This window comes from Micromonospora sonneratiae (genome assembly GCF_042679305.1).
Classification (GTDB): domain Bacteria; phylum Actinomycetota; class Actinomycetes; order Mycobacteriales; family Micromonosporaceae; genus Micromonospora_H; species Micromonospora_H sonneratiae.
Window position 1 is genome coordinate 18,731 of the sequence record NZ_JBHTMP010000043.1, and the last position, 20,396, is coordinate 39,126.

At 69.0% G+C, this 20,396-nt stretch carries 19 protein-coding genes; 9 read left to right on the top strand and 10 right to left on the bottom strand.

Annotated features, from left to right (window positions below):
• The first annotated feature begins 14 nt into the window (after positions 1–14).
• The gene (locus tag ACFQ4H_RS24000) at positions 15–290 is read left to right on the top strand and encodes a CDGSH iron-sulfur domain-containing protein (protein ID WP_377574316.1); all 276 of its coding nucleotides are present in this window, start codon (positions 15–17) and stop codon (positions 288–290) included.
• A 54-nt stretch (positions 291–344) separates the two neighbouring features.
• Here the strand turns inward: ACFQ4H_RS24000 and ACFQ4H_RS24005 are convergent, their stop codons facing one another.
• Together ACFQ4H_RS24005 and ACFQ4H_RS24010 are read right to left on the bottom strand one after the other, a co-directional pair.
• Complete coding sequence (locus ACFQ4H_RS24005) at positions 345–1,370, bottom strand: glycosyltransferase family 2 protein (RefSeq protein WP_377574319.1); 1,026 nt, start codon at positions 1,368–1,370, stop codon at positions 345–347.
• Positions 1,367–2,395 (bottom strand): iron-containing redox enzyme family protein, encoded by a 1,029-nt coding sequence (locus ACFQ4H_RS24010; protein ID WP_377574322.1) that lies wholly within the window; start codon positions 2,393–2,395, stop codon positions 1,367–1,369. Before ACFQ4H_RS24010 ends, ACFQ4H_RS24005 begins: the two co-directional genes overlap by 4 nt.
• A gap of 182 nt (positions 2,396–2,577) precedes the next feature.
• Between ACFQ4H_RS24010 and ACFQ4H_RS24015 the strand changes: the two genes are divergently transcribed.
• Complete coding sequence (locus tag ACFQ4H_RS24015; protein WP_377574325.1) at positions 2,578–3,018, top strand: DUF6766 family protein; 441 nt, start codon at positions 2,578–2,580, stop codon at positions 3,016–3,018.
• Between the two features lie 12 nt (positions 3,019–3,030).
• On the opposite strand, the gene ACFQ4H_RS24020 is transcribed toward ACFQ4H_RS24015, so the two are convergent.
• Positions 3,031–4,203 carry a zinc-dependent alcohol dehydrogenase gene (locus ACFQ4H_RS24020; protein WP_377574328.1) on the bottom strand — a complete coding sequence of 391 codons (1,173 nt, stop codon included), beginning with the start codon at positions 4,201–4,203 and terminating at the stop codon, positions 3,031–3,033.
• Entirely contained in the window at positions 4,200–4,832 is a 633-nt protein-coding gene (locus tag ACFQ4H_RS24025; RefSeq protein ID WP_377574331.1) for a cyclase, read from the bottom strand. Before ACFQ4H_RS24025 ends, ACFQ4H_RS24020 begins: the two co-directional genes overlap by 4 nt.
• 152 nt (positions 4,833–4,984) lie before the next feature.
• On the opposite strand from ACFQ4H_RS24025, the gene ACFQ4H_RS24030 reads away from it, so the two are divergent.
• On the top strand, positions 4,985–5,554 hold the full coding sequence (locus tag ACFQ4H_RS24030; protein ID WP_377574333.1) for a hemerythrin domain-containing protein: 570 nt from the start codon (positions 4,985–4,987) through the stop codon (positions 5,552–5,554).
• 16 nt (positions 5,555–5,570) lie between these two features.
• Positions 5,571–6,284, top strand: coding sequence for a YqjF family protein (locus ACFQ4H_RS24035; protein ID WP_377574335.1), 714 nt, complete (start codon positions 5,571–5,573; stop codon positions 6,282–6,284).
• Positions 6,285–6,402: 118 nt separating this feature from the next.
• Here the strand turns inward: ACFQ4H_RS24035 and katG are convergent, their stop codons facing one another.
• Together katG and ACFQ4H_RS24045 are read right to left on the bottom strand one after the other, a co-directional pair.
• A complete protein-coding gene (katG, locus tag ACFQ4H_RS24040; RefSeq protein WP_377574338.1) occupies positions 6,403–8,631 on the bottom strand; it encodes a catalase/peroxidase HPI in 2,229 nt (742 codons plus the stop codon).
• A gap of 34 nt (positions 8,632–8,665) precedes the next feature.
• Entirely contained in the window at positions 8,666–9,070 is a 405-nt protein-coding gene (locus ACFQ4H_RS24045; protein ID WP_377574424.1) for a Fur family transcriptional regulator, read from the bottom strand.
• Positions 9,071–9,375: 305 nt separating this feature from the next.
• Here ACFQ4H_RS24045 and ACFQ4H_RS24050 point away from each other — a divergent pair, with 305 nt between their 5' ends.
• Complete coding sequence (locus ACFQ4H_RS24050) at positions 9,376–11,280, top strand: heavy metal translocating P-type ATPase (RefSeq protein WP_377574341.1); 1,905 nt, start codon at positions 9,376–9,378, stop codon at positions 11,278–11,280.
• Positions 11,281–11,306: 26 nt separating this feature from the next.
• Here the strand turns inward: ACFQ4H_RS24050 and ACFQ4H_RS24055 are convergent, their stop codons facing one another.
• Positions 11,307–11,951: a M23 family metallopeptidase gene (locus tag ACFQ4H_RS24055; protein ID WP_377574343.1), complete on the bottom strand. Its 645-nt coding sequence runs from the start codon at positions 11,949–11,951 to the stop codon at positions 11,307–11,309.
• An 81-nt stretch (positions 11,952–12,032) separates the two neighbouring features.
• Here ACFQ4H_RS24055 and ACFQ4H_RS24060 point away from each other — a divergent pair, with 81 nt between their 5' ends.
• Positions 12,033–12,770 (top strand): hypothetical protein, encoded by a 738-nt coding sequence (locus ACFQ4H_RS24060; RefSeq protein ID WP_377574346.1) that lies wholly within the window; start codon positions 12,033–12,035, stop codon positions 12,768–12,770.
• Positions 12,771–12,873: 103 nt separating this feature from the next.
• On the opposite strand, the gene ACFQ4H_RS24065 is transcribed toward ACFQ4H_RS24060, so the two are convergent.
• Positions 12,874–13,821 (bottom strand): helix-turn-helix transcriptional regulator, encoded by a 948-nt coding sequence (locus ACFQ4H_RS24065; protein ID WP_377574349.1) that lies wholly within the window; start codon positions 13,819–13,821, stop codon positions 12,874–12,876.
• 61 nt (positions 13,822–13,882) lie between these two features.
• Here ACFQ4H_RS24065 and ACFQ4H_RS24070 point away from each other — a divergent pair, with 61 nt between their 5' ends.
• Positions 13,883–16,114, top strand: a complete 2,232-nt coding sequence (locus ACFQ4H_RS24070) for an ATP-binding cassette domain-containing protein (protein ID WP_377574352.1) — start codon at positions 13,883–13,885, stop codon at positions 16,112–16,114.
• A 35-nt stretch (positions 16,115–16,149) separates the two neighbouring features.
• Here the strand turns inward: ACFQ4H_RS24070 and ACFQ4H_RS24075 are convergent, their stop codons facing one another.
• The gene (locus tag ACFQ4H_RS24075) at positions 16,150–16,872 is read right to left on the bottom strand and encodes a hypothetical protein (protein ID WP_377574355.1); all 723 of its coding nucleotides are present in this window, start codon (positions 16,870–16,872) and stop codon (positions 16,150–16,152) included.
• Between the two features lie 240 nt (positions 16,873–17,112).
• On the opposite strand from ACFQ4H_RS24075, the gene ACFQ4H_RS24080 reads away from it, so the two are divergent.
• Positions 17,113–18,327, top strand: coding sequence for an RNA ligase RtcB family protein (locus ACFQ4H_RS24080; RefSeq protein WP_377574358.1), 1,215 nt, complete (start codon positions 17,113–17,115; stop codon positions 18,325–18,327).
• An 11-nt stretch (positions 18,328–18,338) separates the two neighbouring features.
• Positions 18,339–18,953 (top strand): peptide chain release factor H, encoded by a 615-nt coding sequence (prfH, locus tag ACFQ4H_RS24085; protein ID WP_377574426.1) that lies wholly within the window; start codon positions 18,339–18,341, stop codon positions 18,951–18,953.
• A gap of 33 nt (positions 18,954–18,986) precedes the next feature.
• Here the strand turns inward: prfH and ACFQ4H_RS24090 are convergent, their stop codons facing one another.
• Positions 18,987–20,351 carry a hypothetical protein gene (locus ACFQ4H_RS24090; protein ID WP_377574361.1) on the bottom strand — a complete coding sequence of 455 codons (1,365 nt, stop codon included), beginning with the start codon at positions 20,349–20,351 and terminating at the stop codon, positions 18,987–18,989.
• Between the last annotated feature and the right edge of the window lie 45 nt (positions 20,352–20,396).

Here is a 20,396-nt window from a genome sequence, read left to right on the forward strand (position 1 = left end):
GGGCAGACGACAGCATGGCGCACACCGGATCCGGCGAGGCTGCGGCCACCATCACCACGTACGAGGACGGGCCGCTGCTCGTCCGGGGAGACTTCGTGCTGCGTACCTCAGCGGGCGAAACGATCGATCCGGGCCGTGCCACCGTCGCCCTGTGCCGGTGCGGGAAGTCGGCGATCCGGCCCTTCTGCGACGGCACCCACCGGGCGATCGGCTTCCGGGCCGGAGCGGAGCCGGACCGGGGCCCAGACGGGCGTGGCGACCGGCGACCGGGCAGCCCTGACCCGGCGTGAGGACCGATGCCGTTTTCCCGGCCGAACAGGCAGGGGACATTGGCACCGAACCGGTCAGCGCCCGGCGCCAGAGCCGGACCGGGTCAACCGACGCTGGCTGTGCGCGGCGGTCCGGATCCGCTGCCCGGCGTAGCTGACCCCACCTCGGCCCCATCGGGTGGCGAGCGCCAGCCAACTGCACACCGCCCGCTCCCCCACCCAGATTGGTGCCAGCAGCACGGTGCTGGCCGGGAATACCGCTGCCCCATTGGCCCGACGCCGGCCCGCCTCGGCCAGCGCCACGACACCCAGGCCGGCGGTGATCGGGACCGCCCGCCACCCGCGGGCAATCGCGACGGCCAGTCCGGGAAGGACCGCGAGGAAGAGCGCCATCCGCGCTGGTTGGGCAAGATCGTCGTACGCCTGGCGGACCCGCTGGGACCAGAACTTCCCAGCCGGCGGCGGACGGCGGCGAACATGGAGCCCAGCAGCGATCAACTCCCGACCGCCATGTCCACGCACGGTCCTGATCAGTTCCAGATTCTCGAACAGCACGTCGCCGTGGTAGCCGCCCATTTCGAGGAATGTCGACCGACGGATGCCGAACGTGCCAGGGTAGTCCGCTCCGAAGGCGCGGTTGAGCAGGGTCCGGCCAGTGTCCCAGCGGGCGTGCCAGGGCAGCGGCCAGAAGTAGTTCTGTGGTCGGACCAACTCCGCCCGGTCGAGGAGCCGACGCATCGTGCGAAGCCCCACGTCGTCGTACCGTACGTCGTCGTCGGCGATGACCACCCGCTCGTGCCGCGCCGTTCGCAACCCCGTCGTAACTCCGTTCACTTTGCCGTTCGCGTACCGCAGCCACGGATCCGGGCGCAGATGCCGGACGTAGCCACCCCAGTGCGCGGCGTGTCGGGCGAAGAGGGCCGGTGGTGAACCGTCGACCACCGTCACCTCCACCCGCTGGGCCAGCCAGCGCAGATATCCGGTCAGGTCGTTCAGATCGGCGTCGTCCGCCCAGCGCAGCGGCAGGACGTACGTCAGGTCCAGCCGGTCGACCGATCCGGCAGCGGGCCGGGCCGGCCGGTGGCCGGGTGCCCGGCTCAAGGAGCGACCAGTGCCGGCACCCGCAGCGAACTGTCCCCGACAGCCCACCGGGTCAGCAGGTGCTCGGCGAAGAGGCGGTCCAGGGCGAGGCAGCATGCGGCACCGAACCACACGTCGGCCACAGCGTCCGGCTCGGCCACGGCGAACGAGCCGCACATGTCGTACGCGGCGATCTGCTCGTGCACGGCGTCCGCCTCGACGTGCTCGTCGAAGAAGCGAGTCGCCGATGGCGGCCCGCCCAGTCGGCGCAGCCCCTCGGCGTACCGCCGGTTCGGCAGCGACGAGGTCATCTCGAAGGCGGCCAGGTGCCCCAGCAGGGCACCCCGCCACCGTCGATGCAGGCCGAACAGTGACATCAGGTTGTTGACCGCCAGGGTCGCCGCAGGTACGTCGTCCACATATGCGCCGTAGCGGGTGTCCAGCCCCAACCAGTCCATCGTGGCGCGAAAGAGTTCCGAGTGCATCCGGGCAAGCTGGCCGCCCCCGTACTCGTCGATCTGGATTTCGACCAGCGCCGCCTTGACCGGGCCACTCAGTCGCGGAATCGCCCAGGTGTGCGAATCCGCCTCCCGCAGGTGGTAGATCGACCGATGCATGACGAACTCACGGAACTGTGTCAGGCTCGCCGACCGCCCCAACTCGGCCGAGAGTGGTGGGCCGTCGTCGGCCGCGACCAGGTCGGCGAGAACGCGGGGAAGCCCGGCCGGGACGATCGACGGGGCAGGCCCGGTCAGCCGCCACAGCGACCGCTCGAACCGCCGTTCGGCGACCGCGCGCAACTCGATCAGCGACGGCTCCCATTCCCACCGATCGTCGATGCCTGCCCACCCCTGGTAGTGCAGTCCGTAACACGTGAAGAGAAAGATCTGCAGGTCCTCGTCGCACAGCGCGTCGTCGGACACGTCGTCGGGGCAGTCCCCATCGCGCCAGTGCGCCACCAGGGAGGCGGGCAGGTCGACCGGGCCGTACGGCAGCGCTGCGGCCACTGCCGCAGAGACCGGACCACGCGGCTCGGGCAGCGTCATCGACAACTCCTCCTGGCCGAAGGTACCCGGCGATGGTGCCCCGTGCCGGTCGGCGTAAACCTCGGACCTTGTTTCGCAGGCTCCCGAATCGGGCAAGGTACGCCCTGGTAGAAGGGGTCAGGGCACCCCGACGGGTCCGGGTTGGCCCGGCACGACGGGCACGAAGGAGAGGGGTGGTTGCGATGCGACGTGTACGGGCGGCGCCAGAACCGTCGTCACCGACGGCGGATGCCATGGGCGGCGAAGGTCAGCGCCGCGCCACCGAGTCCGAGGCAGCGCCCTTCGGTAAGCCACGCTGGCCCAAGGCGTACGCATTTGCGCTGGTGACCGGGGCCCTGTTCCTGTTCTCGTGGGCTGGCCAGTTCGTCTTCCAACTGATCACCGCCAGCAACGAGGCGAGCCAGCATGGTCGGTCGTTCGCCTGGGGCGACTTCCTCCCCCAGTTCCTCTCCTCCACCTTCGAGAACTGGCAGTCCGAGTTCCTCCAACTCGTCTGGCAGGCCGCCGGGCTCGCGCTCTTCTACTTCTGGGGCTCCTCGCAGTCACGGGAGTCGGACGAACGGATCGAGGCCAAGCTCGACGCCCTGCTGCGTGACCGTGGCCTCGACCCTGATCGTCCCTGACCGGTGGCTCGTTCACGCCGGGTGCAGGACAGCACGCAGGCACCCGTCCTGCTTCTTCTCGAAGATCTCGTATCCGCGTGGACCGTCCGCCAGTGACATCGGATGGGTGGTGAGATAGCCGGGATCGATCTGGCCGTCGACCAGCCGCTGTAGCAGCATCGGGATGTAACGCTGGGCGTGCATCTGCCCCATCCGCAACACCAGGGCCTTGTTCATCGCGGCCCCGAGCGGGAACTTGTCCACAAACCCGCTGAACACGCCGACGATACTCACCGTGCCCCCCTTCCGGCAGGCCAGGATGGCCTGGCGGACCGCCGTCGGCCGATCGCTCTGGAGCCGTACGGCCTGCTTGACGCGGTCGTAACCGTACGTCGGGCCGGCACCATGGGCCTCCATGCCGACCGCTTCGATGCAGGCGTCCGGGCCGCGTCCGCCGGTCATCTCGCGCAGTGCCTCCAGCGCGTCGACCTGGCTGTAGTCGATGGTCTCCACGCCGAGGCGTGCGGCGGCGGCCGCTAGCCGCTCCGGCAGCCGGTCTATCACGATCACCCGCTCCGCATCGAGCAGTTGGGCCGACCGGGCGGCCATCTGCCCCACCGCCCCGGCACCCCAGACCGCAACCACCTCGCCCCCAGAGAGCGCACAGAAGTCCGCCGCCATCCACCCGGTGGGCATGGCGTCGGACGCGAAGACCACCGCGTCGTCGGGCACCCCGTCCGGCACCGGAAACACTCCCACATCCGCGTACGGCACCCGCACGTACTCGGCATGGCTACCGGCAAACCCGCCGCTGGCCTGCGAGTAACCGATGATCCCGGCCGGGGCGTGGCCCCACAGCTTCTCGGTCAGGTCGGGCTGCGGATTGGAGTTGTCGCAGAGCGAGTACTGCTCGGTGCGGCAGTACCAACAGCCACCACAGGCCAGCCCCGAGCCCACCACCACCCGGTCGCCGATCCGCGAATTCCGCACCGCTGGACCCACTTCGACCACCTCGCCCATGAACTCGTGGCCGAGAATGTCCCCCTCGCGCATCGCGGGCAGGTAGCCATTGATCAGGTGCAGGTCGGAACCGCAGACGCTGCTCGCCCGGACCCGTATGATCGCGTCACCGTCCTTCTGGATCGTCGGCTCCGGCACGTCGCGGACCGCCAACTTCCCGACGCCCTCCCAGCACAGGGCCTTCACGGTCGCCCTCCCGTCGCCAGCTTCGCCCGGACCACCCTGGTGAGCCGTTCCGTGGCCCCGGTCCGACCGGAGGGCTCGTTCATGGTCGACACCACCTGGCCCGACTCGATCACCGACTTGATCCGGCGGAGCACCGTCCGCAGCCGTTGATCCGGATCGTGGCCGCGCACCGTGTCGACCCGGTGCCGCAGACGGCCCTGCGGATAGGTCAGCTCCACCTGCAGTTCCGTCCCCCGGTCACCCGGGGCAGGGACCAGCTTCAGCCGACCGTCGTGCGCCCGTGGTCCTGACTCGATCCACCAGTGTGCGGACCGGCCTGCGGCCTGGACGATGACCTCGATCGGGTGAGCCGTTCCGCCGAAGGGGGCAGCCAGAACCCGCCAGCGACCGTCGCCCATGTCCTGCGCCGTGACGGGCTGGTCGAGGGCCACCGACAACCGCCCGGGATCACAGATCATCTCCCAGGTGGCATCCACCGGTCGGTCGACCGTGACAGCCCGGCACGTGACGTACCCGCCATCGTGATGCGCGGGCGAGGATCTGTCGGGGCGCCGCCAGACGGCGACGGCCGCCCCGGCTCCGACCATTGCGACGGCCGCAACCAACATCCGTCGCAGCTTTCTGTTCACTCTGGTCTCTCCTGACCGTTCCGGATGGCGTCATCATGCGCCGCCGTACCGGACCCGCTGACCAGCTCCGTCCGGTACCACTCAACCGGGTGGCATAACCGCTCCTGCTACGGGAAGGCGCGGTCGGCAACCAGACGGGAAGGGTGGGGCCGATGACGGCGAGCCGGGAACAAGATGTTCTGGATCTCCTGGTCGACCAGCACAACGAGATCAAGACCCTGTTCGGCCAGTTACCCCGGGCGCAGGGCGTCGAGAAACGGGAGCTGTTCCAGAGCCTGGTCCGGCTGCTGGCCGTACATGAGAGCGCCGAGGAGATCGTCGTCCACCCGACCGCTCGACGGGAGATCGACCACGGTGACGCGGTGGTGGAACCGCGCAAGCGCGAGGAGGACCGGGCCAAGCGTGAGCTGGCCGCCCTGTACGACCTCGGCACCGAGCACCCCGACTTCGACGCGAAGTTGGCACAGTTCGCGAACGCCGTCATCGAGCACGCCAGTCATGAGGAGACGGAGGAGTTCCCGGCACTACGCCGCAGTTCCTCCCCGGAACAGCTGCGTCGGATGGCGGGGGCGGTACGGGCAGCCGAGGCTACGGCACCGACCCGGCCGCATCCCCACAGCGGCGAGTCCGCCACCGCGAACCTGATCGCCGGACCACCGATGGCTGTGTTCGACCGCATGCGGGACGCCGTACGCGACTGGCGGGAGTCGCATCGGGAGTAGACATGGGGGAAGACGAATGCGGGCACCACCACCTCGGGTGGCGTGGCCGGTCATGCACCACCACTGGAGTTGGATCACCTTCCTGCACTGGCGGTACCCCGTGGGGACGGTGCAGTCGATGCTCCCGCCCGGGCTGGCCGTGGACACCTACGACGGTTCGGCCTGGCTCGGGCTGACCCCGTTCCTCATGGAACGGGTCCGTCCACCGGTGGGTCCCGTCCTGCCATGGTTGTCGCGGTTCCCCGAGACCAACGTCCGGACGTACGTCCGGGACCGGGACGGTCGCCGGGGAATCTGGTTCTTCTCGCTGGACGCGGCACGACTTCCCGCCGTTCTCGCGGCCAGGGTGAGCTACTCGCTGCCGTACTTCTGGTCGGAGATGGCCGTACGGGTCGACGGTGAGCGGCTCGAATACCGCTGCACCCGGCGTCGTCCCTCGCTCCGCGGGCCGCACTGCCATGCCGAGGTACGCCTCGGCCCCGCCCTGGACCACCGTGCACATGACGAACTCGCCCGCTTCCTCACCGCCCGCTACCGCCTGTTCACGGTCGTCCTCGGTCGCCTGGTGGCCGCCGAGGTGGAACACCCGGTATGGCCGCTGCATCACGCCGAGCTGCTCCGGCTGGACGAGACCCTCCTCACTGCGGCGGGTCTGCCGCCACCGCACGGGCCGCCCCTGGTGCATGCCTCTCCCGGAGTGCCGGTACGGGTGGGTCGGTGGCACCGGTAGGCCCGGAGCAACGCCGGCCACGATCCGGCCCCCGCGCGTGGACACCAGCCTCCATCCGCAGGGAGTGCGCCGGACCTGATGTCCGGGCCGGCCACGGGGACCGGCCCGGACATCAGGATCACACGAGGTCGAACCGGTCGAGGTTCATCACCTTGACCCATGCCGCGACGAAGTCGTGCACGAACTTCTCCCGTGCGTCGTCGCTGGCGTACACCTCGGCCACCGCGCGCAGTTCCGAGTTCGAACCGAACACGAGGTCGGCACGGCTACCGGTCCACTTGACCTCGCCCGTGGCGGGGTCAAGTGCCTCGAAGGTGTTCGCGTCCTCGGACGTCGCCTTCCACGTCGTGCCCAGGTCGAGCAGGTTGACGAAGAAGTCGTTGGTCAACGTCCCGGGCGTCTCGGTGAGGACGCCCAGGGGCGACTGCTGGTAGTTCGCGCCCAGGACACGCAGACCGCCGACGAGGACCGTCATCTCGGGCGCGCTCAGGGTCAGCAGGTTCGCCTTGTCGACGAGGAGGAACTCAGCCGGCAGACGGTGACCCTTGCCGAGGTAGTTACGGAACCCGTCCACGGTCGGCTCGAGCGCGGCGAAGGACTCCACATCGGTCTGCTCCTGGGATGCGTCCGTACGTCCCGGTGTGAAGGCGACCTCGACGGTGTGACCGGCGTTCCTGGCGGCCAACTCGACGGCCGCCGAGCCACCGAGCACGATCAGGTCGGCCAGCGAGACCCTCTTCCCTCCGGTCTGGGAGGCGTTGAATGCCTCCTGGATCCCCTCCAGGGTGTGCAGGACACTCGCCAACTCGTCGGGGTTGTTGACCTCCCAGCCGTTCTGCGGCTCGAGGCGGATGCGTGCCCCGTTGGCACCGCCGCGCTTGTCGCTGCCGCGGAAGGTCGATGCCGATGCCCACGCCGTGGAGACCAACTGGGACACCGTCAGGCCCGAGGCGAGGATCTGGCCCTTGAGGACCGCGATGTCCTCGGCGTCGACGAGTTCGTGCGTCACCGGCGGGATCGGGTCCTGCCACAGCAGCGTCTCGGTCGGAACCTCCGGCCCGAGGTAGCGAGCGACCGGTCCCATGTCGCGGTGGGTCAGCTTGAACCACGCCCGGGCGAAGGCGTCCGCGAAATCGTCCGGGTTCTCGAGGAAGCGCCGCGAGATCTGCTCGTAGACCGGGTCGAACCGGAGCGCGAGGTCGGTCGTCAGCATGCTCGGCGCGATGCGCTTCGACGTGTCGTGCGCATGCGGCACCGTGCCCTCGCCCATGCCGTGCTTCGGCTTCCACTGGTGCGCACCGGCGGGGCTCTTCGTGAGTTCCCACTCGAAGCTGAAGAGGTTCCAGAAGAAGTTGTTGCTCCACTTGGTCGGCGTCGACGTCCACGTCACCTCGAGGCCGCTGGTGATGGTGTCGGCGCCCTTGCCGGTGCCGAAGCTGCTCTTCCAGCCCAGCCCCTGCTCCTCGATCGAAGCGGCCTCGGGCTCGGGTCCGACGTGGTCCGCAGGGCCCGCACCGTGGGTCTTTCCGAAGGTGTGACCGCCAGCGATCAGCGCGACCGTCTCCTCGTCGTTCATCGCCATCCGGCGGAACGTCTCACGGATGTCCCGCGCCGACGCGATCGGGTCCGGGTTGCCGTTCGGGCCCTCCGGATTGACGTAGATGAGGCCCATCTGGACCGCGGCCAGCGGGTTCTCCAACTCCCGTTCGCCGGTGTAGCGAGCGTCACCGAGCCACGTGGTCTCGGGGCCCCAGTAGACGTCCTCGTCGGGCTCCCAGACGTCCACCCGGCCGCCGGCGAAGCCGAAGGTCTTGAAGCCCATCGTCTCCAGGGCGACGTTGCCAGCGAGGATCATGAGGTCGGCCCACGAGATCTTCTGGCCGTACTTCTTCTTGACCGGCCACAGCAGGCGGCGAGCCTTGTCGAGGTTCGCGTTGTCCGGCCAACTGTTGAGCGGCGCGAAGCGCTGCTGCCCGGCACCGGCGCCGCCACGTCCGTCGCTGATGCGGTAGGTGCCCGCGCTGTGCCACGCCATCCGGACGATGAACGGGCCGTAGTGGCCGAAGTCGGCCGGCCACCAGTCCTGCGAGGTGGTCAGGACCTGCGCGATGTCCTGTTTCACGGCGGCGAGGTCGAGGGTCTTGAAGGCCTCGGCGTAGTCGAACTCACCGAGGGGGTTGGCCACGGCGGGGTTCTTGGCGAGGATCTTCAAGTTGAGCTGGTTCGGCCACCAGCCGCGGTTACCGCCGCCCTGGGTCGGGTGGGGGGCGCGTCCGTGTGCGACCGGGCAGCGAGACTCGCTCCCCGCGTCCGCGTCGTGGACAACGGCATCGTGGTTCTCGGACATCAGGTTCCTTCCGTGACTTGGCGAATCAGGGGAATCAGGAATTGCCTGTGGTGGAACATTCGGGGCAGAGACCCCAGTAGATGACCTCGGCCTCGTCGATCGAGAAGCCGTTGTCGTCCGACGCGGTCAGGCAGGGCGCCGCGCCGATGGCGCAGTCGACATCGGCGATGAGACCGCATGACCGGCACACCACGTGGTGGTGGTTGTCCCCGATCCGTGACTCGTAGCGGGCCACGGAGCCGGATGGCTGGATGCGCCGTACCAGACCTGCGGCCGTCAACGCATGTAGCGAGTCGTACACGGTCTGGTGGGACACCTCGGGAAGATCCCTGCGTACGGCACCGATGATCGATTCCGTGTCGGCGTGCGGATGCGCGTGCACCGCGTTCAGCACTGCCACCCGAGGTCGGGTCACACGCAACGCGGCCGCGCGCAGCATCTGCTGGAGTTCCGGGGTCGTGGCCACGTCCCACAGTCTGGCCGCTTTTCTGGAATGAGTCAAGAAAATGGACCCGACGTTACGCGACCCCGACGTCACGCCGGCCGGAGCTCGATGCATCCCGTCACTACGTTCGGACATTTTCCCCAAACAGCGCAGATGTAGTTGAGACGCTGATTACACCGTCCTCAGGCGGTGACATCTTCCGGGGCAGCCATCGCACCGTGCTGCCGTCCTGTCGAACCGCCCGGACCACCTGCGAAGGCAGGTCCGGGGTACGACCCAACCGGCCGGAGGTGACGGAAGTGGGTGGCGAGTCCAGAACCGACCACGGGCGCAGGTGGCGGGCTTTCGTCCCGCTGGCCGGGCTGACGGCGGTGGTGGTGCTGGGTGCCGCCCTGTGGTTTGCCGATCGGCGACAGGGTGCCGACATCTGCTGGACGGCGGCCACCCTGATCACACTGGCGGTGACGCTGCGTTGGTTGATCCAATCGCTCCTACGGCGGCGGATCGGCGTGGACGTGATCGCGACCCTGGCCATGCTCACCTCCCTGCTGGTAGGGGAATATCTGGCCGGGGCGGTGGTGGCGTTGATGCTGGCCACCGGACACACGCTGGAGGTGTACGCCCAGGGCAGGGCGACCCGGGACCTGCACAAGCTGCTGGCGCGGGTACCCCGCACAGCGCGACGCCGTAGCCCGGACGGCGGGATCCGGACCGTCGACGTCAACCAGATTCGCGAGGGTGACCGACTGCTGGTCGGGCCGGGAGATGTCGTGGCCGTGGACGGCGTCGCCGAGGAGGCGGCGACGGTGGACGAGTCGGTGGTGACCGGCGAGTCCCAGTTGGTGGAGCATCGGGCCGGGGACCGGTTGGCCAGCGGTGTGGTCAACGCGGGTGCTGCCTTCGGACTGCGGGCCGCCGCGACGGCGGCCGAGAGCACGTATGCGGGGATCGTCCGCCTCGCCGAGCAGGCGAACGCGGCGAAGGCTCCGATGGTACGGCTGGCGGACCGGTACGCCGCCGCGTTCGTGCCGTTCACCCTGGCCCTGGCCGTGATCGCGTGGGCGGTCTCCGGACAGTTCGTGCGTGCGGTGGCGGTGCTGGTGGTGGCCACACCGTGTCCACTGCTGCTGGCGACCCCGATAGCGATCGTGTCTGGGCTGTCCCGCGCGGCGCGACGTGGTGTGCTGGTCCGGGACGGCGCTTCGTTGGAGTCGCTGGGCCGCGCACAAACCCTACTGGTGGACAAGACCGGGACGTTGACCACCGGCCACCCCCAGGTGGCGGAGGTGGTGACCGCGCCAGGTGGCGACCGTGACGAACTGCTGCGGCTGGCCGCATCGGTCGAACAGCTGTCCTCCCATGTGTTGGCCGCAGCGGTCGTGCAAGCGGCCGAGGATCGGGGCCTGCGGTTGGCGGTGCCGGCGGAGGTGACCGAACAGGCCGGGCAGGGGGTCGGTGGCCGGGTCGAGGGCCGACTCGTGCGGGTCGGCCAACACGGCGCCGATCTGCCGGGCTGGGCCGTACTGGAGCAGCAGCGGGCGGAGGCGGACGGCCTGTCGACGGTGTGGGTGAGCCTCGACGGCGTGCTCGGCGGGGCGGTGTTCCTGCGGGACCCGGTACGACCGGACGCTGGTGACACCGTACGGCGGCTACGGCAGACCGGCTTCTCCCGGATGGTGATGCTGACCGGTGACCGGCCGGAGGTCGCCGAACGGGTGGCCCGGGCCGTGGGCGTGGACGACGTGGTGGCGCGCTGTTCGCCTCAGGAGAAGGTCGCCCGGGTGCGGGCCGAGTCCGAACATGCGGTGACGGTGATGGTCGGCGACGGGATCAACGACGCACCCGCCCTGGCGACCGCCGGAGTGGGGGTGGCACTGGGAGCGACGGGGGCCACCGCGTCGGCGGACGTAGCCGATGCCGTGCTGTCGGTCGATCGGCTGGACCGGTTGGCCGATGCGGTGGAGATCGCCCGCCGCTCCCGGGCGATCGCGGTGCAGAGCGCCGTCGCCGGGATGGGGTTGGCGGTGATCGCCATGGTTGCCGCAGCGTTCGGACTACTTCCGCCGGTGGCCGGCGCATTCCTACAGGAAGGCATCGATGTCGCCGTCATACTCAACGCGCTACGTGCCCTCGGCGGTGGTCCACGCGGGCTACGCGCCAACAGGCGACGCGGGGACTTGCTCGAAACCCGTCGGCGCCACTGATCCCCGGTGGGTGGCAGCGGCTATCGTTACCCGTCGACGCAGTTCCTACTCGTACGTTTGACGGTGTATTCGGTGTCGTCGTGGGTGATGCCGGAGGGTGCGCCGTCGAAGTGGGTTTCCACCTTCTGCCAGCCCCGTCGCTGCTCATAGTGCAGGTGGGGGGCACCGGAGTTACCGGTGCTGCCGACCCGCCCGACCTGGTCGCCCTGGGCGACCCGCTGACCGACCCGGACCAGCGGCGGTTCGAGCAGGTGGAGATACTGGGTCTCCCATCTGCCACCGTGATCGATCTTCACCCAGTAGCCGCCGCCCCGGCCACGCGGCCCGTCCGGATTCTCCGGGGTGCGGCCACCCAGCGACCCGTTGACGCCTGCCTCGGTGACCGTGCCGCTGTAGGAGGCGAGCACCGGCCGCCCCCATGCCTCCCCCTTGGTGGGGAACAGATCGACGTCGTAGTCGTCGTGGCCGGGGTAGGTACCGAGCTGCCAGGTCTCGCCGCAGGGAACGGGTAGTTGGAACAGCGGGCGGGGACCCGGCGGCCACAGAAACACCACCACGACAGCGGCAACAGCGAGGACGACCATGGCCGTACCGAGCGCCAGGACGATACGGAGCGTACGGCTCCGGGCGCGGCGGCGGTTGCGGCGTCTGGTGGGGTGGCCGGTCGTCACCTTCCGATCATGGCAGACGCCGCCAAGGAACCGGCTCCCACCGGCGCGTGCTTGTCGTACTCCTGGTGCAGGCTGCGTGGCGTGGACCTGACGTTTGCGTTCGCCGTCCTGCTCGGGCGGTCCGACTTCCCTGCCGGCTCCTACGATGCCTACTACGGCGGCGACACCCTCGACGAGTTCCTGCTCCCGGCCCGCTGGCTCACCCCGGCCGCCCTCGCGTCGTCCGCCCCGGTCGCGTTACCAGCCGTCGACGCCTGCTACCTCGACGATGACCATCAGGCCCTCGCCTGGGAGTTCGACCTGGCCAATTCGCTGTTCGCGGTCGAGTGGGCCGACGACGTACTGCCGGCGGCGTTCCTCTCCGACGTACGGGCGGCCGATGCCGACATGCTCGTATGCGGCACCGACCTGGGCGTGCTGCTCGCCCGCCACGGCCTCGACCTGACGGCCCGGTCGGCGAAGCAGCTGAACTATCGCATCTCGGCACTGCTGTGTCTGGCCACGGACGGCACCCTGCACGACGCCATGCGCATGGCGACGTTCACGCACCGCCTGCCGGCACTGGCCTCGTTCGGCTCGGGAGGCCTGCGGCGGGTCGAGGAGGACTGGGAGGCGGCGCTGGCCGCAGTCGAGCCGCCGGAACTGCGTGACCATCTGCGCCTGCACTGCCTGGAGCCGTTCTGGTCGCGGGGCGCGGGTGCCTGCTACCTGGGCACGGACAACTGGCCGACCGGCACCTCGGCCCTCGACGGCCGACGCAAGCTGCTGGCGGGTTGGGAGTTCGGCGAGTCTCAGTCGGGGGTGGCCGTGGTCGCCTGAGTGAGCGCTGCGACACCTCGACGTGATCTTCGTTGAGCGGGTCTTCGAAGATCACCCGGTGACGCCCTCGCGCGAGATCTCGCTGACCGCCACGCGAGAGGTCTCAACCGAGCAGCCGTGTGCCGAAGGACCGGAGGGCCGTTCGGAAGTCGGACGGTTCGTGGACGGTGAAGTCGGCATCCAGGAAGGCGAGGTTCAGGAGTAGCCACTGCCAGCTGTCCAGTGCGAGGACGACTCTGGTCCGCTGGTCACCCAGAGCCACGATCTCGGCTTCCTGGTACCTGACGGCATCGGCGACGGCGGGCAGCGGCGCGTCCACGGTGAAAACGACCCGCTTGCGGTCCTTGTTGAGCCCCTGACGCAGGTAGTCGAGTGCGGTGTCGGCGGGCAAGGGCCTTGGCGTATAGGTGCTGGTGGACGCATGGAGACGGGCAATGCGGTCGATACGGAAGACCCGCCAGTCCTCCCGGTGGGCGTCCCAGGCGAGGAGGTACCAGCGCAGGTTGTGGTGGACGTGGCGGTAGGGGTCGACGCGTCGGGACGTGACGGCCCCGTCCTTGCCCAGGTAGTCGAAGGTGACGACGTAGCGGTGCTGGATGGCATCGGCCAGGGAGGCCAGTACGTCGGCGCTGACGCTCGGGGCAGGGGCGGTACTGGTTTCCAGGCTTGCCCGGAACTGGGCGACACGGGGACGCAGCCGCTTGGGGAGGTACTGGTCGACCTTGCCGTACGCCCGGGTGGCGGCCTCGTCCACGCTGCCTTCGACGGCACTGCCGGTGGCGGCAAGGGTTGCCAGCCCGAGAAGGGTCGCGATCGCTTCCTCGTCGTCAAGCGCGAGCGGCGGCATGGCGGTGCCCGCAGTGAGCCGGTAGTAGCCACCGGGACCGGGTTGGGTCTGGACGGGGTAGCCGTAGCTACGGAGGCGGTCGATGTCGCGGCGCAGGGTCCGGGGACTGACGTCGAGCCGCGCGACGAGTTCGTCACCGCTGAACGCCCGCCCGGTCTGGAGTGTGGCCAACAGGGCAAGGATGCGTTGGGTGACGTCCGCCATCTGTCCAGTCTCGCCGCTGACGCGGTCAGAATGTGGCCACATCTGTTCGTAGCCTCGCCACATGCCAGAACACGCGATCCGTATCCGGGGTGCCCGGACCAACAACCTGAAGCACTTGGACGTGGACATCCCACGCGGCCGACTGGTCGTGTTCGTCGGCGTATCCGGGTCGGGGAAGTCGTCACTGGTGTTCGAGACAATCGCGGCCGAGGCCGGGTATCAGCTCAACGAGACGTTCCCACCGTTCGTCCGCAATCGGCTGCCGAAGTGGGCGCGCCCCGAGGCCGAGAAGATCGAGGGGCTCTCGCCGGTAGTGGTGATCGACCAGCGCAGAATCGGCGGGAACGCCCGGTCCACGGTGGGTACGATCACCGACACCTGGACCTACCTGCGGCTGTTGTTCTCCCGCATCAGCTCGCCGCACATGGGTGAGTCGAACCACTTCTCGTTCAACGATCCCGCCGGCATGTGCCCGACCTGCTCCGGGCTCGGCGAGGTCGTGGTGAGCGCTGTCGATCGGTTCCTGGACCTGGACAGGTCTCTCGCCCAGGGCGCGATCCTGCTCCCCGGGTTCGGCAACGGCAGCTACTGGTACTCCCAGTACGCCGACATCGGCAGTTTCGAGTGCGACACGCCGCTACGCGACTGGACGGAGGCGGAGCGCGAGGCATTGCTCTACGGCGGCGAGCACGCCGCATGCCTCGGCACCAGACCCCCGAAGGACTACGAGGGCGTCGTGGAACGGTTCGAACGGATCTACCTGCACACAGCCGACAACCTGTCTGATCGCAAGAGGGAGACCATCAGCCGGTTCACCCGCTCCGGGATCTGCCCGGACTGTCACGGTGACCGCCTCAACGAGGCCAGCCGTACCGCTACGGTCCTGGGCCACCCCATCGGCGAGCTGGCCCGCATGGAGGTCACCGAACTCGTCGGCCTGCTGGAGCGGGTAACCGATCCCGCTGTCGCACCGGTCGTGGCCGCCCTCACCGAGAGGCTGCGAGCCATGATCAGCATCGGGCTCGGGTACCTCCACCTCGGCCGCGCCACCACCAGCCTGTCTGGCGGGGAGTCGCAACGGATCAAGACCGTCAAACATCTCGGCAGCAGCCTCATCGAGATGCTCTACGTCTTCGACGAACCCACCGTCGGCCTCCACCCGCACGACATCGCCTCCATGGCCACGTTGCTCCGGCAACTCCGCGACAAGGGCAACAGCGTCCTGGTCGTCGAGCACGACCCCGCCGTCATGGCAATCGCCGACCAGATAGTCGAGATCGGCCCCGACGCCGGCACCAGCGGCGGCGAACTCGTCTTCCAGGGCACCTTCGACGAGCTTCGGACGGCGCGAACAGCTACGTCCACTGCCCTCGGCAGCCGTACGCCGATCACGACCGATCCGCGTACGGCCACCGGTACGATCACGGTGGCGAACGCCACCCGAAACAACCTCAGGAACCTGACCGTCGACATCCCCGGCGGGGTTCTCACCGTCCTCACCGGGGTCGCCGGGTCAGGCAAGTCCAGCCTCGCGGCGGAGTTGATCGCCCAGCACGACGCGGTCGTGATCGACCAGAAACCGGTCAGCACCAATCGCCGCTCCACCCCGGTCACGTACACGGGGATCGCCACCGCCATCCGCAGACTCTTTGCCGAGCGCAGCGGGCTGCCCGCCAGTCGGTTCAGTGCCAACTCCGACGGCGCCTGCCCCGACTGCAAGGGGTTGGGCATCATCTACACCGACCTGGCCTTCATGGACGGCCAGGAAACCATCTGCGAGACCTGCCAGGGGCGACGGTTCACCACCGACGTGCTCCGCCACCGGGTGAACGGGCTGTCGATCGCGGACATCGACAATCTGACGATCACCGACGCCATCGGAAGCCTCCCGAACAAGCAGATCCGCGAGGGACTACTGCAACTCGAACGTGTCGGACTCGGCTACCTCCGCCTCGGCCAGCCGCTCACGACGCTGTCCGGTGGCGAATGCCAGCGTGTCAAGATGGCCAGGGAACTGCACGACACGAGCGAACCGGCCCTCTACGTCCTGGACGAACCCACCACCGGCCTGCACCTGCGCGACGTTGCCGCCCTGCTCGGCATCCTCGACCAGCTTGTCGGGCAGCGGCACACCGTCGTCGTGATCGAACACAACCTGGACGTCATCCGGCATGCGGACTGGCTCATCGACCTTGGCCCTGGCCCCGGCAGACACGGCGGTCAGCTCCTCTATCAGGGACCGGTGGCCCAGATCCACGGCACTCCCACCGCCACCGCCCTTCAGGACGGATAGGAGCCATGCCTGCCGGGACACGACCCGGCAGGAGGTCAGGAACCGTTCCGGGCGAGATAGCGCAGACCGCGCTTGAGAAACGTACGCGGGTTCGTGTCCAGGTGTCCGGCCCACGGTGGGTCCGTCTCACCGCGGAGCCACGCGTAGCGGGCCAGCGCGTAGCCGAACATCGGCTCGGTCAGGTACCCGAGCCGGGTGGTGCGGTAGCGGCTGGTGTCCTGCTCGAAGTCGAACGCGGCATTGGCCCCGAAGATGCCCAGCCCGAAGAAGACCGTCAACAGGTCCGTCAGCGGCTCATGGTCCTCCCGGTCCGCCGAGATCCGACCGTCGCCCAGCAACAGCACGTGCCCCAGTTCGTGGGCGATGGTCGCCACGAGCGCCATCGGCGAGGTCGCCTGGTCGTCGCGGATCGCGATGATCGAACGGCCATCGCGTACCCGGTGATGCCCCGCCGCACCGCTCGACCGTGAGGCGATCGGTACGTGCATCGCCAACTCCGGGTCGACGTCGTCGGCGTAGTGTTCCACTACGACCCGGACCGGCTCGATGTCCATGTGCGCACAGAGCAGGCCGAGTACGGAACCGATGTCCTCGTGGCTGCCCCGGTAGACACCGGGAAAGAAGTCGTCGGTCGGCAGCACGACGCTGCCGCGCAACCGGGCGCTACCGAACTCGGCCAGTAGCCAGTCCAGCGAGCTTTCGATCCAGTCCTGCTCGACCTGTCGTACCGGGCACTCGGCTCGCCTCCACCACACCACGCCACGATTGTGGAGCCGTACCGCAACACCGGTGCGATGCCGGCCGGGCAGCCCAATCCCACGGTCCCCCTGGCCGGAAAACCGGTTGCAGCGCGTGGTGCGGCTCCAGGAAGCTTGGGCCCATGACGTTCTGACGTGCAGCACCCTGTTGAGCCCGAATCCCCGACGGCGCACTGCCCTGCGCCCGGGTGAGTCGTAGCGCCGTCCGTCCGTACCCTTTTCTTGAAGAAATGAGCGTCGTTGTCTCAGCAGACGTCGCGGCCGGAGTCCCTGCCGCGTTCCGTTCCGTCCACGGAATCCGCCACCGTCACTGTTTTCGCCTCTGACCGCAGCTGGATCGAGTCCACCGCCGTCGAGCAGTGCCACCAGGTGGCAGCCCTCGAGGGCATGATCCACGTCGCCGCGATGCCGGACCTGCACCCCGGCAAGGGTGCCCCCGTCGGCGCGGCGATGACGTCAACCGTGCTGTACCCGCATCTGGTGGGATCCGACATCGGCTGTGGCATCGCCGTGTTCCCCGTCAGCCTGAAGCGTGCCGTACCCGAACAGCTCGCCGGCCGGTTCCCCGACCTCGACCAACCTCTGGACCCGGATCAGGATGCGGACGACCCGGCCTGGGCAGCCGTGGGCACCGACGTTCCCGGCGGTCACGTCGAGGGTCTGGGAACGGTCGGCCGGGGCAACCACTTCGTGGAACTGGCGCGGATCCAAACCGTCCTCGACCCGGGCCACGCAGCCCGGCTCGGGCTCGCCGCTCGTGACCTCGTCCTCATCGTCCACAGCGGTTCACGAGGTCTGGGCGAACACATCCTGCGGGCACACACCGAACAGCACGGCGCGGGCCCCGCCGCCGATCCTGCCGCCTACCTGGCCATGCACGACACCGCCGTACGCTGGGGATCGTTCAACCGCCGGCTCATCGCTGCCCGGGTCATGCACGCCCTGGGGGCCAAGCCCACCGAGCCGATCGTCGACCTGAGCCACAACCTCGTCGAGGTCCGCGACGGGGCGTACCTGCATCGCAAGGGCGCCGCCCCGGGCGACGGCCGCGACGTCCTCATCGCCGGCACCCGGGGCACCAACTCCTACCTGGTGGCCGCCCACGCCGGGCCGGAGGCCAACTTTTCCGTGGCCCATGGAGCGGGACGAAAGATGTCCCGCGCCGACGCCCTGGTCCGGGGCCGGGCCAAGCACACGGTCGAGGAACTGCGCCGTACGCCGGTGGGCTCGCTCGTGGTGTGCGGCGACCGCCAACTGCTGTTCGAGGAGGCACCGACGGCGTACAAGCGAATCGAACAGGTGATCTCCGATCTCGCCGATCACGGCCTGGCCACCCCGGTCGTCGCGACGGTACCGCTGGTCACCTACAAGACGTTGGACCAGCCGAAGGGAAGGGCTGGGTCCACCGCCCGACGGGACCGCCAGGAACAACGTCGTACGCGGGGGCGGTCGTGAGCACGGCAGGCATCCGGGGCCACCTCCTCATGTCCGCCGGGCGCGGACCGCAGGAGTGTGCCTGGGCGGTCGCCCAACTGCTGCGGCGTCTGGAGGCTGACGCCGCCAGGCAGGGCCTGGTGGCCCATCGGGTCCAGACCGTACCCGGCGACCGACCCGGTACGTACCGGTCGGTCCTGTTGCAGATCACCGGGGACGGCGCCGAGGAGTTCGTCGGCTCGTGGACCGGGACCCTCTGCTGGCAGGCTCCCAGCCCCTACCGTGCCAGCACCGGCCGTAAAAACTGGTACGTCATCGCCCAGCCGTGCGAGGTCGACACCCCGCGCTCATCTTTTGCCGAGGGGGACATCGACATCGTCGCGTGCCGTACCGGTGGCCCCGGTGGACAGCACCGGAACAAGGCCAGCACAGCCGTACGGGCGACACACCGTCCCTCGGGGATCGTCGTCGTGGTCGACACCGAGCGGCAGTTCAGCCAGAACCGGCGGATCGCCCTGGAACTCATTCGGCAGCGGCTCGAGCACGACGACGACGCCGCAGGCCGGGCCGTCACCACCTCCCGCTGGCGCATCCACGACGAACTCGTACGTGGCAATCCCGCCCGTACCGAACGACCGGCCACGTAGCTGGCAATCCGCCCGCGCACGCCGCCCTGTTGATCAGATCGCCACCATGCAGTTGTCGGAACTGCTGGTGCCAGCTCGGACACTGACGATCCCGGCCGAGCCGTCGCCGTAAAACCGGCAGAAGAGGCCGGCCGGACGGCCACCGAACAGAAGCGGCCCGAGGACCGGGGCGACCTCGACGTCATGGGCCTCGTCAGCGCCGTCGGCGATCAGCGAGACCTGGCACGTCTGGGGTGGCACGAAGTCCTGCACGACGCTGGTGCCGTCGACGACGGCCGCACCGACGGCGGATTCCCACGCTGCCTGGTCGACCTCCCGGCCGATGACCACCTGCTTGCCGCTCTCCCCCAGGCCCGCCTTGAGCACCAACAGGTCCCGGTTCTTCACGACGAACGGGAGCAGCTCGACCTCCTGGCCTTCGCGAGCGGTCCTGCGGTCCGAGAGGATCCGAGTCCATGGCACATATCTGTCGACCAACGCCCGGTCGGCCGTGCTCATCCACGGCCGCCCCTCCGACAGCAGGCCCATGGTCAGTTTGCTGTGCATGAAGGTCGACGTCTGCGTACCCACCAGCAGACAACCGTTGTCCAGCGCCTCCTGCACGGGGGTGGTGTCCAGGCCGACGTCGAGCCAGTCCGGGATGGTGAAGTTGCGCAGCCCGACCGGGTAGCGCAGGTGCGGTGCACGGTCCCACGCCTCGGACAGTTCCTCCGGCTCGAAGAACCGCGCGGTCAGGCCGTGGTTGTTGTAGTAGTCGGCCTCGATCTGGAAGTACCGGTTCTCCACCCCCTCGACCTGGGCACTCCCGACGATGGCCACCCGTGGCGCCAGCGCCAACTCGGCGCAGAGGGACCTGAACATCTCGGCGCGTACGGCGAACGGGCTCGGAGAGCTGAACAGGGTCCGGCCCTCCTCGTCGGCGTGGAGCCTGCGCCACACCTCCAGGCGGGAATGGGTCTCCACCACACCGCCGAGTGCACCACTGACGTTGAACTCCAGGAACCGTGGCCCGGTCGGCCCGATGACGAGGTCTGGCCGGACGACGCAGTCCGGATAGCGTTCCTCGATGACCGCGTCACGCATGAACAGCTGGTTCTCGCTTTCCGGCATCCGGTAGGCCGCCAGTCTGCCCTCGGTGGTTGGTGCGGTTTCGAGGGCGGTACGGCGCAGCAGTTCGACCAGCGCGGCACTCGCCCGGAACACCTCGGCGTACGACGTACGGGGGATCGCCATCGGTGCTGCGGGAAGTACCCGCTGGTACGGCCAGCCGGTGTCGCGGAGTTCGTGGCGCAGCATCTGGCGGATCGTGTCGACCGGCGCGGCCGGCGTCAGGTGGTGCCTGCCGAACCACGGGTGCCCGGACAGCCGGGTGGTGCCGATGTGCTCGAACGTGGCCATCTGAGGCTCCCCGGAGGCTGGCGCCGGGCGACCGGCCCGGCTCGT

Bases quoted from the DNA above. Each gene is read 5' to 3' on its own strand.
- ACFQ4H_RS24000 (WP_377574316.1), top strand. From the start codon at position 15: ATGGCGCACACCGGATCCGGCGAGGCTGCGGCCACCATCACCACGTAC.
- ACFQ4H_RS24010 (WP_377574322.1), bottom strand. From the start codon at position 2,395: ATGACGCTGCCCGAGCCGCGTGGTCCGGTCTCTGCGGCAGTGGCCGCA.
- ACFQ4H_RS24015 (WP_377574325.1), top strand. From the start codon at position 2,578: ATGCGACGTGTACGGGCGGCGCCAGAACCGTCGTCACCGACGGCGGAT.
- ACFQ4H_RS24030 (WP_377574333.1), top strand. From the start codon at position 4,985: ATGACGGCGAGCCGGGAACAAGATGTTCTGGATCTCCTGGTCGACCAG.
- ACFQ4H_RS24035 (WP_377574335.1), top strand. From the start codon at position 5,571: ATGCGGGCACCACCACCTCGGGTGGCGTGGCCGGTCATGCACCACCAC.
- katG (WP_377574338.1), bottom strand. From the start codon at position 8,631: ATGTCCGAGAACCACGATGCCGTTGTCCACGACGCGGACGCGGGGAGC.
- ACFQ4H_RS24045 (WP_377574424.1), bottom strand. From the start codon at position 9,070: ATGCTGCGCGCGGCCGCGTTGCGTGTGACCCGACCTCGGGTGGCAGTG.
- ACFQ4H_RS24065 (WP_377574349.1), bottom strand. From the start codon at position 13,821: ATGGCGGACGTCACCCAACGCATCCTTGCCCTGTTGGCCACACTCCAG.
- ACFQ4H_RS24070 (WP_377574352.1), top strand. From the start codon at position 13,883: ATGCCAGAACACGCGATCCGTATCCGGGGTGCCCGGACCAACAACCTG.
- ACFQ4H_RS24090 (WP_377574361.1), bottom strand. From the start codon at position 20,351: ATGGCCACGTTCGAGCACATCGGCACCACCCGGCTGTCCGGGCACCCG.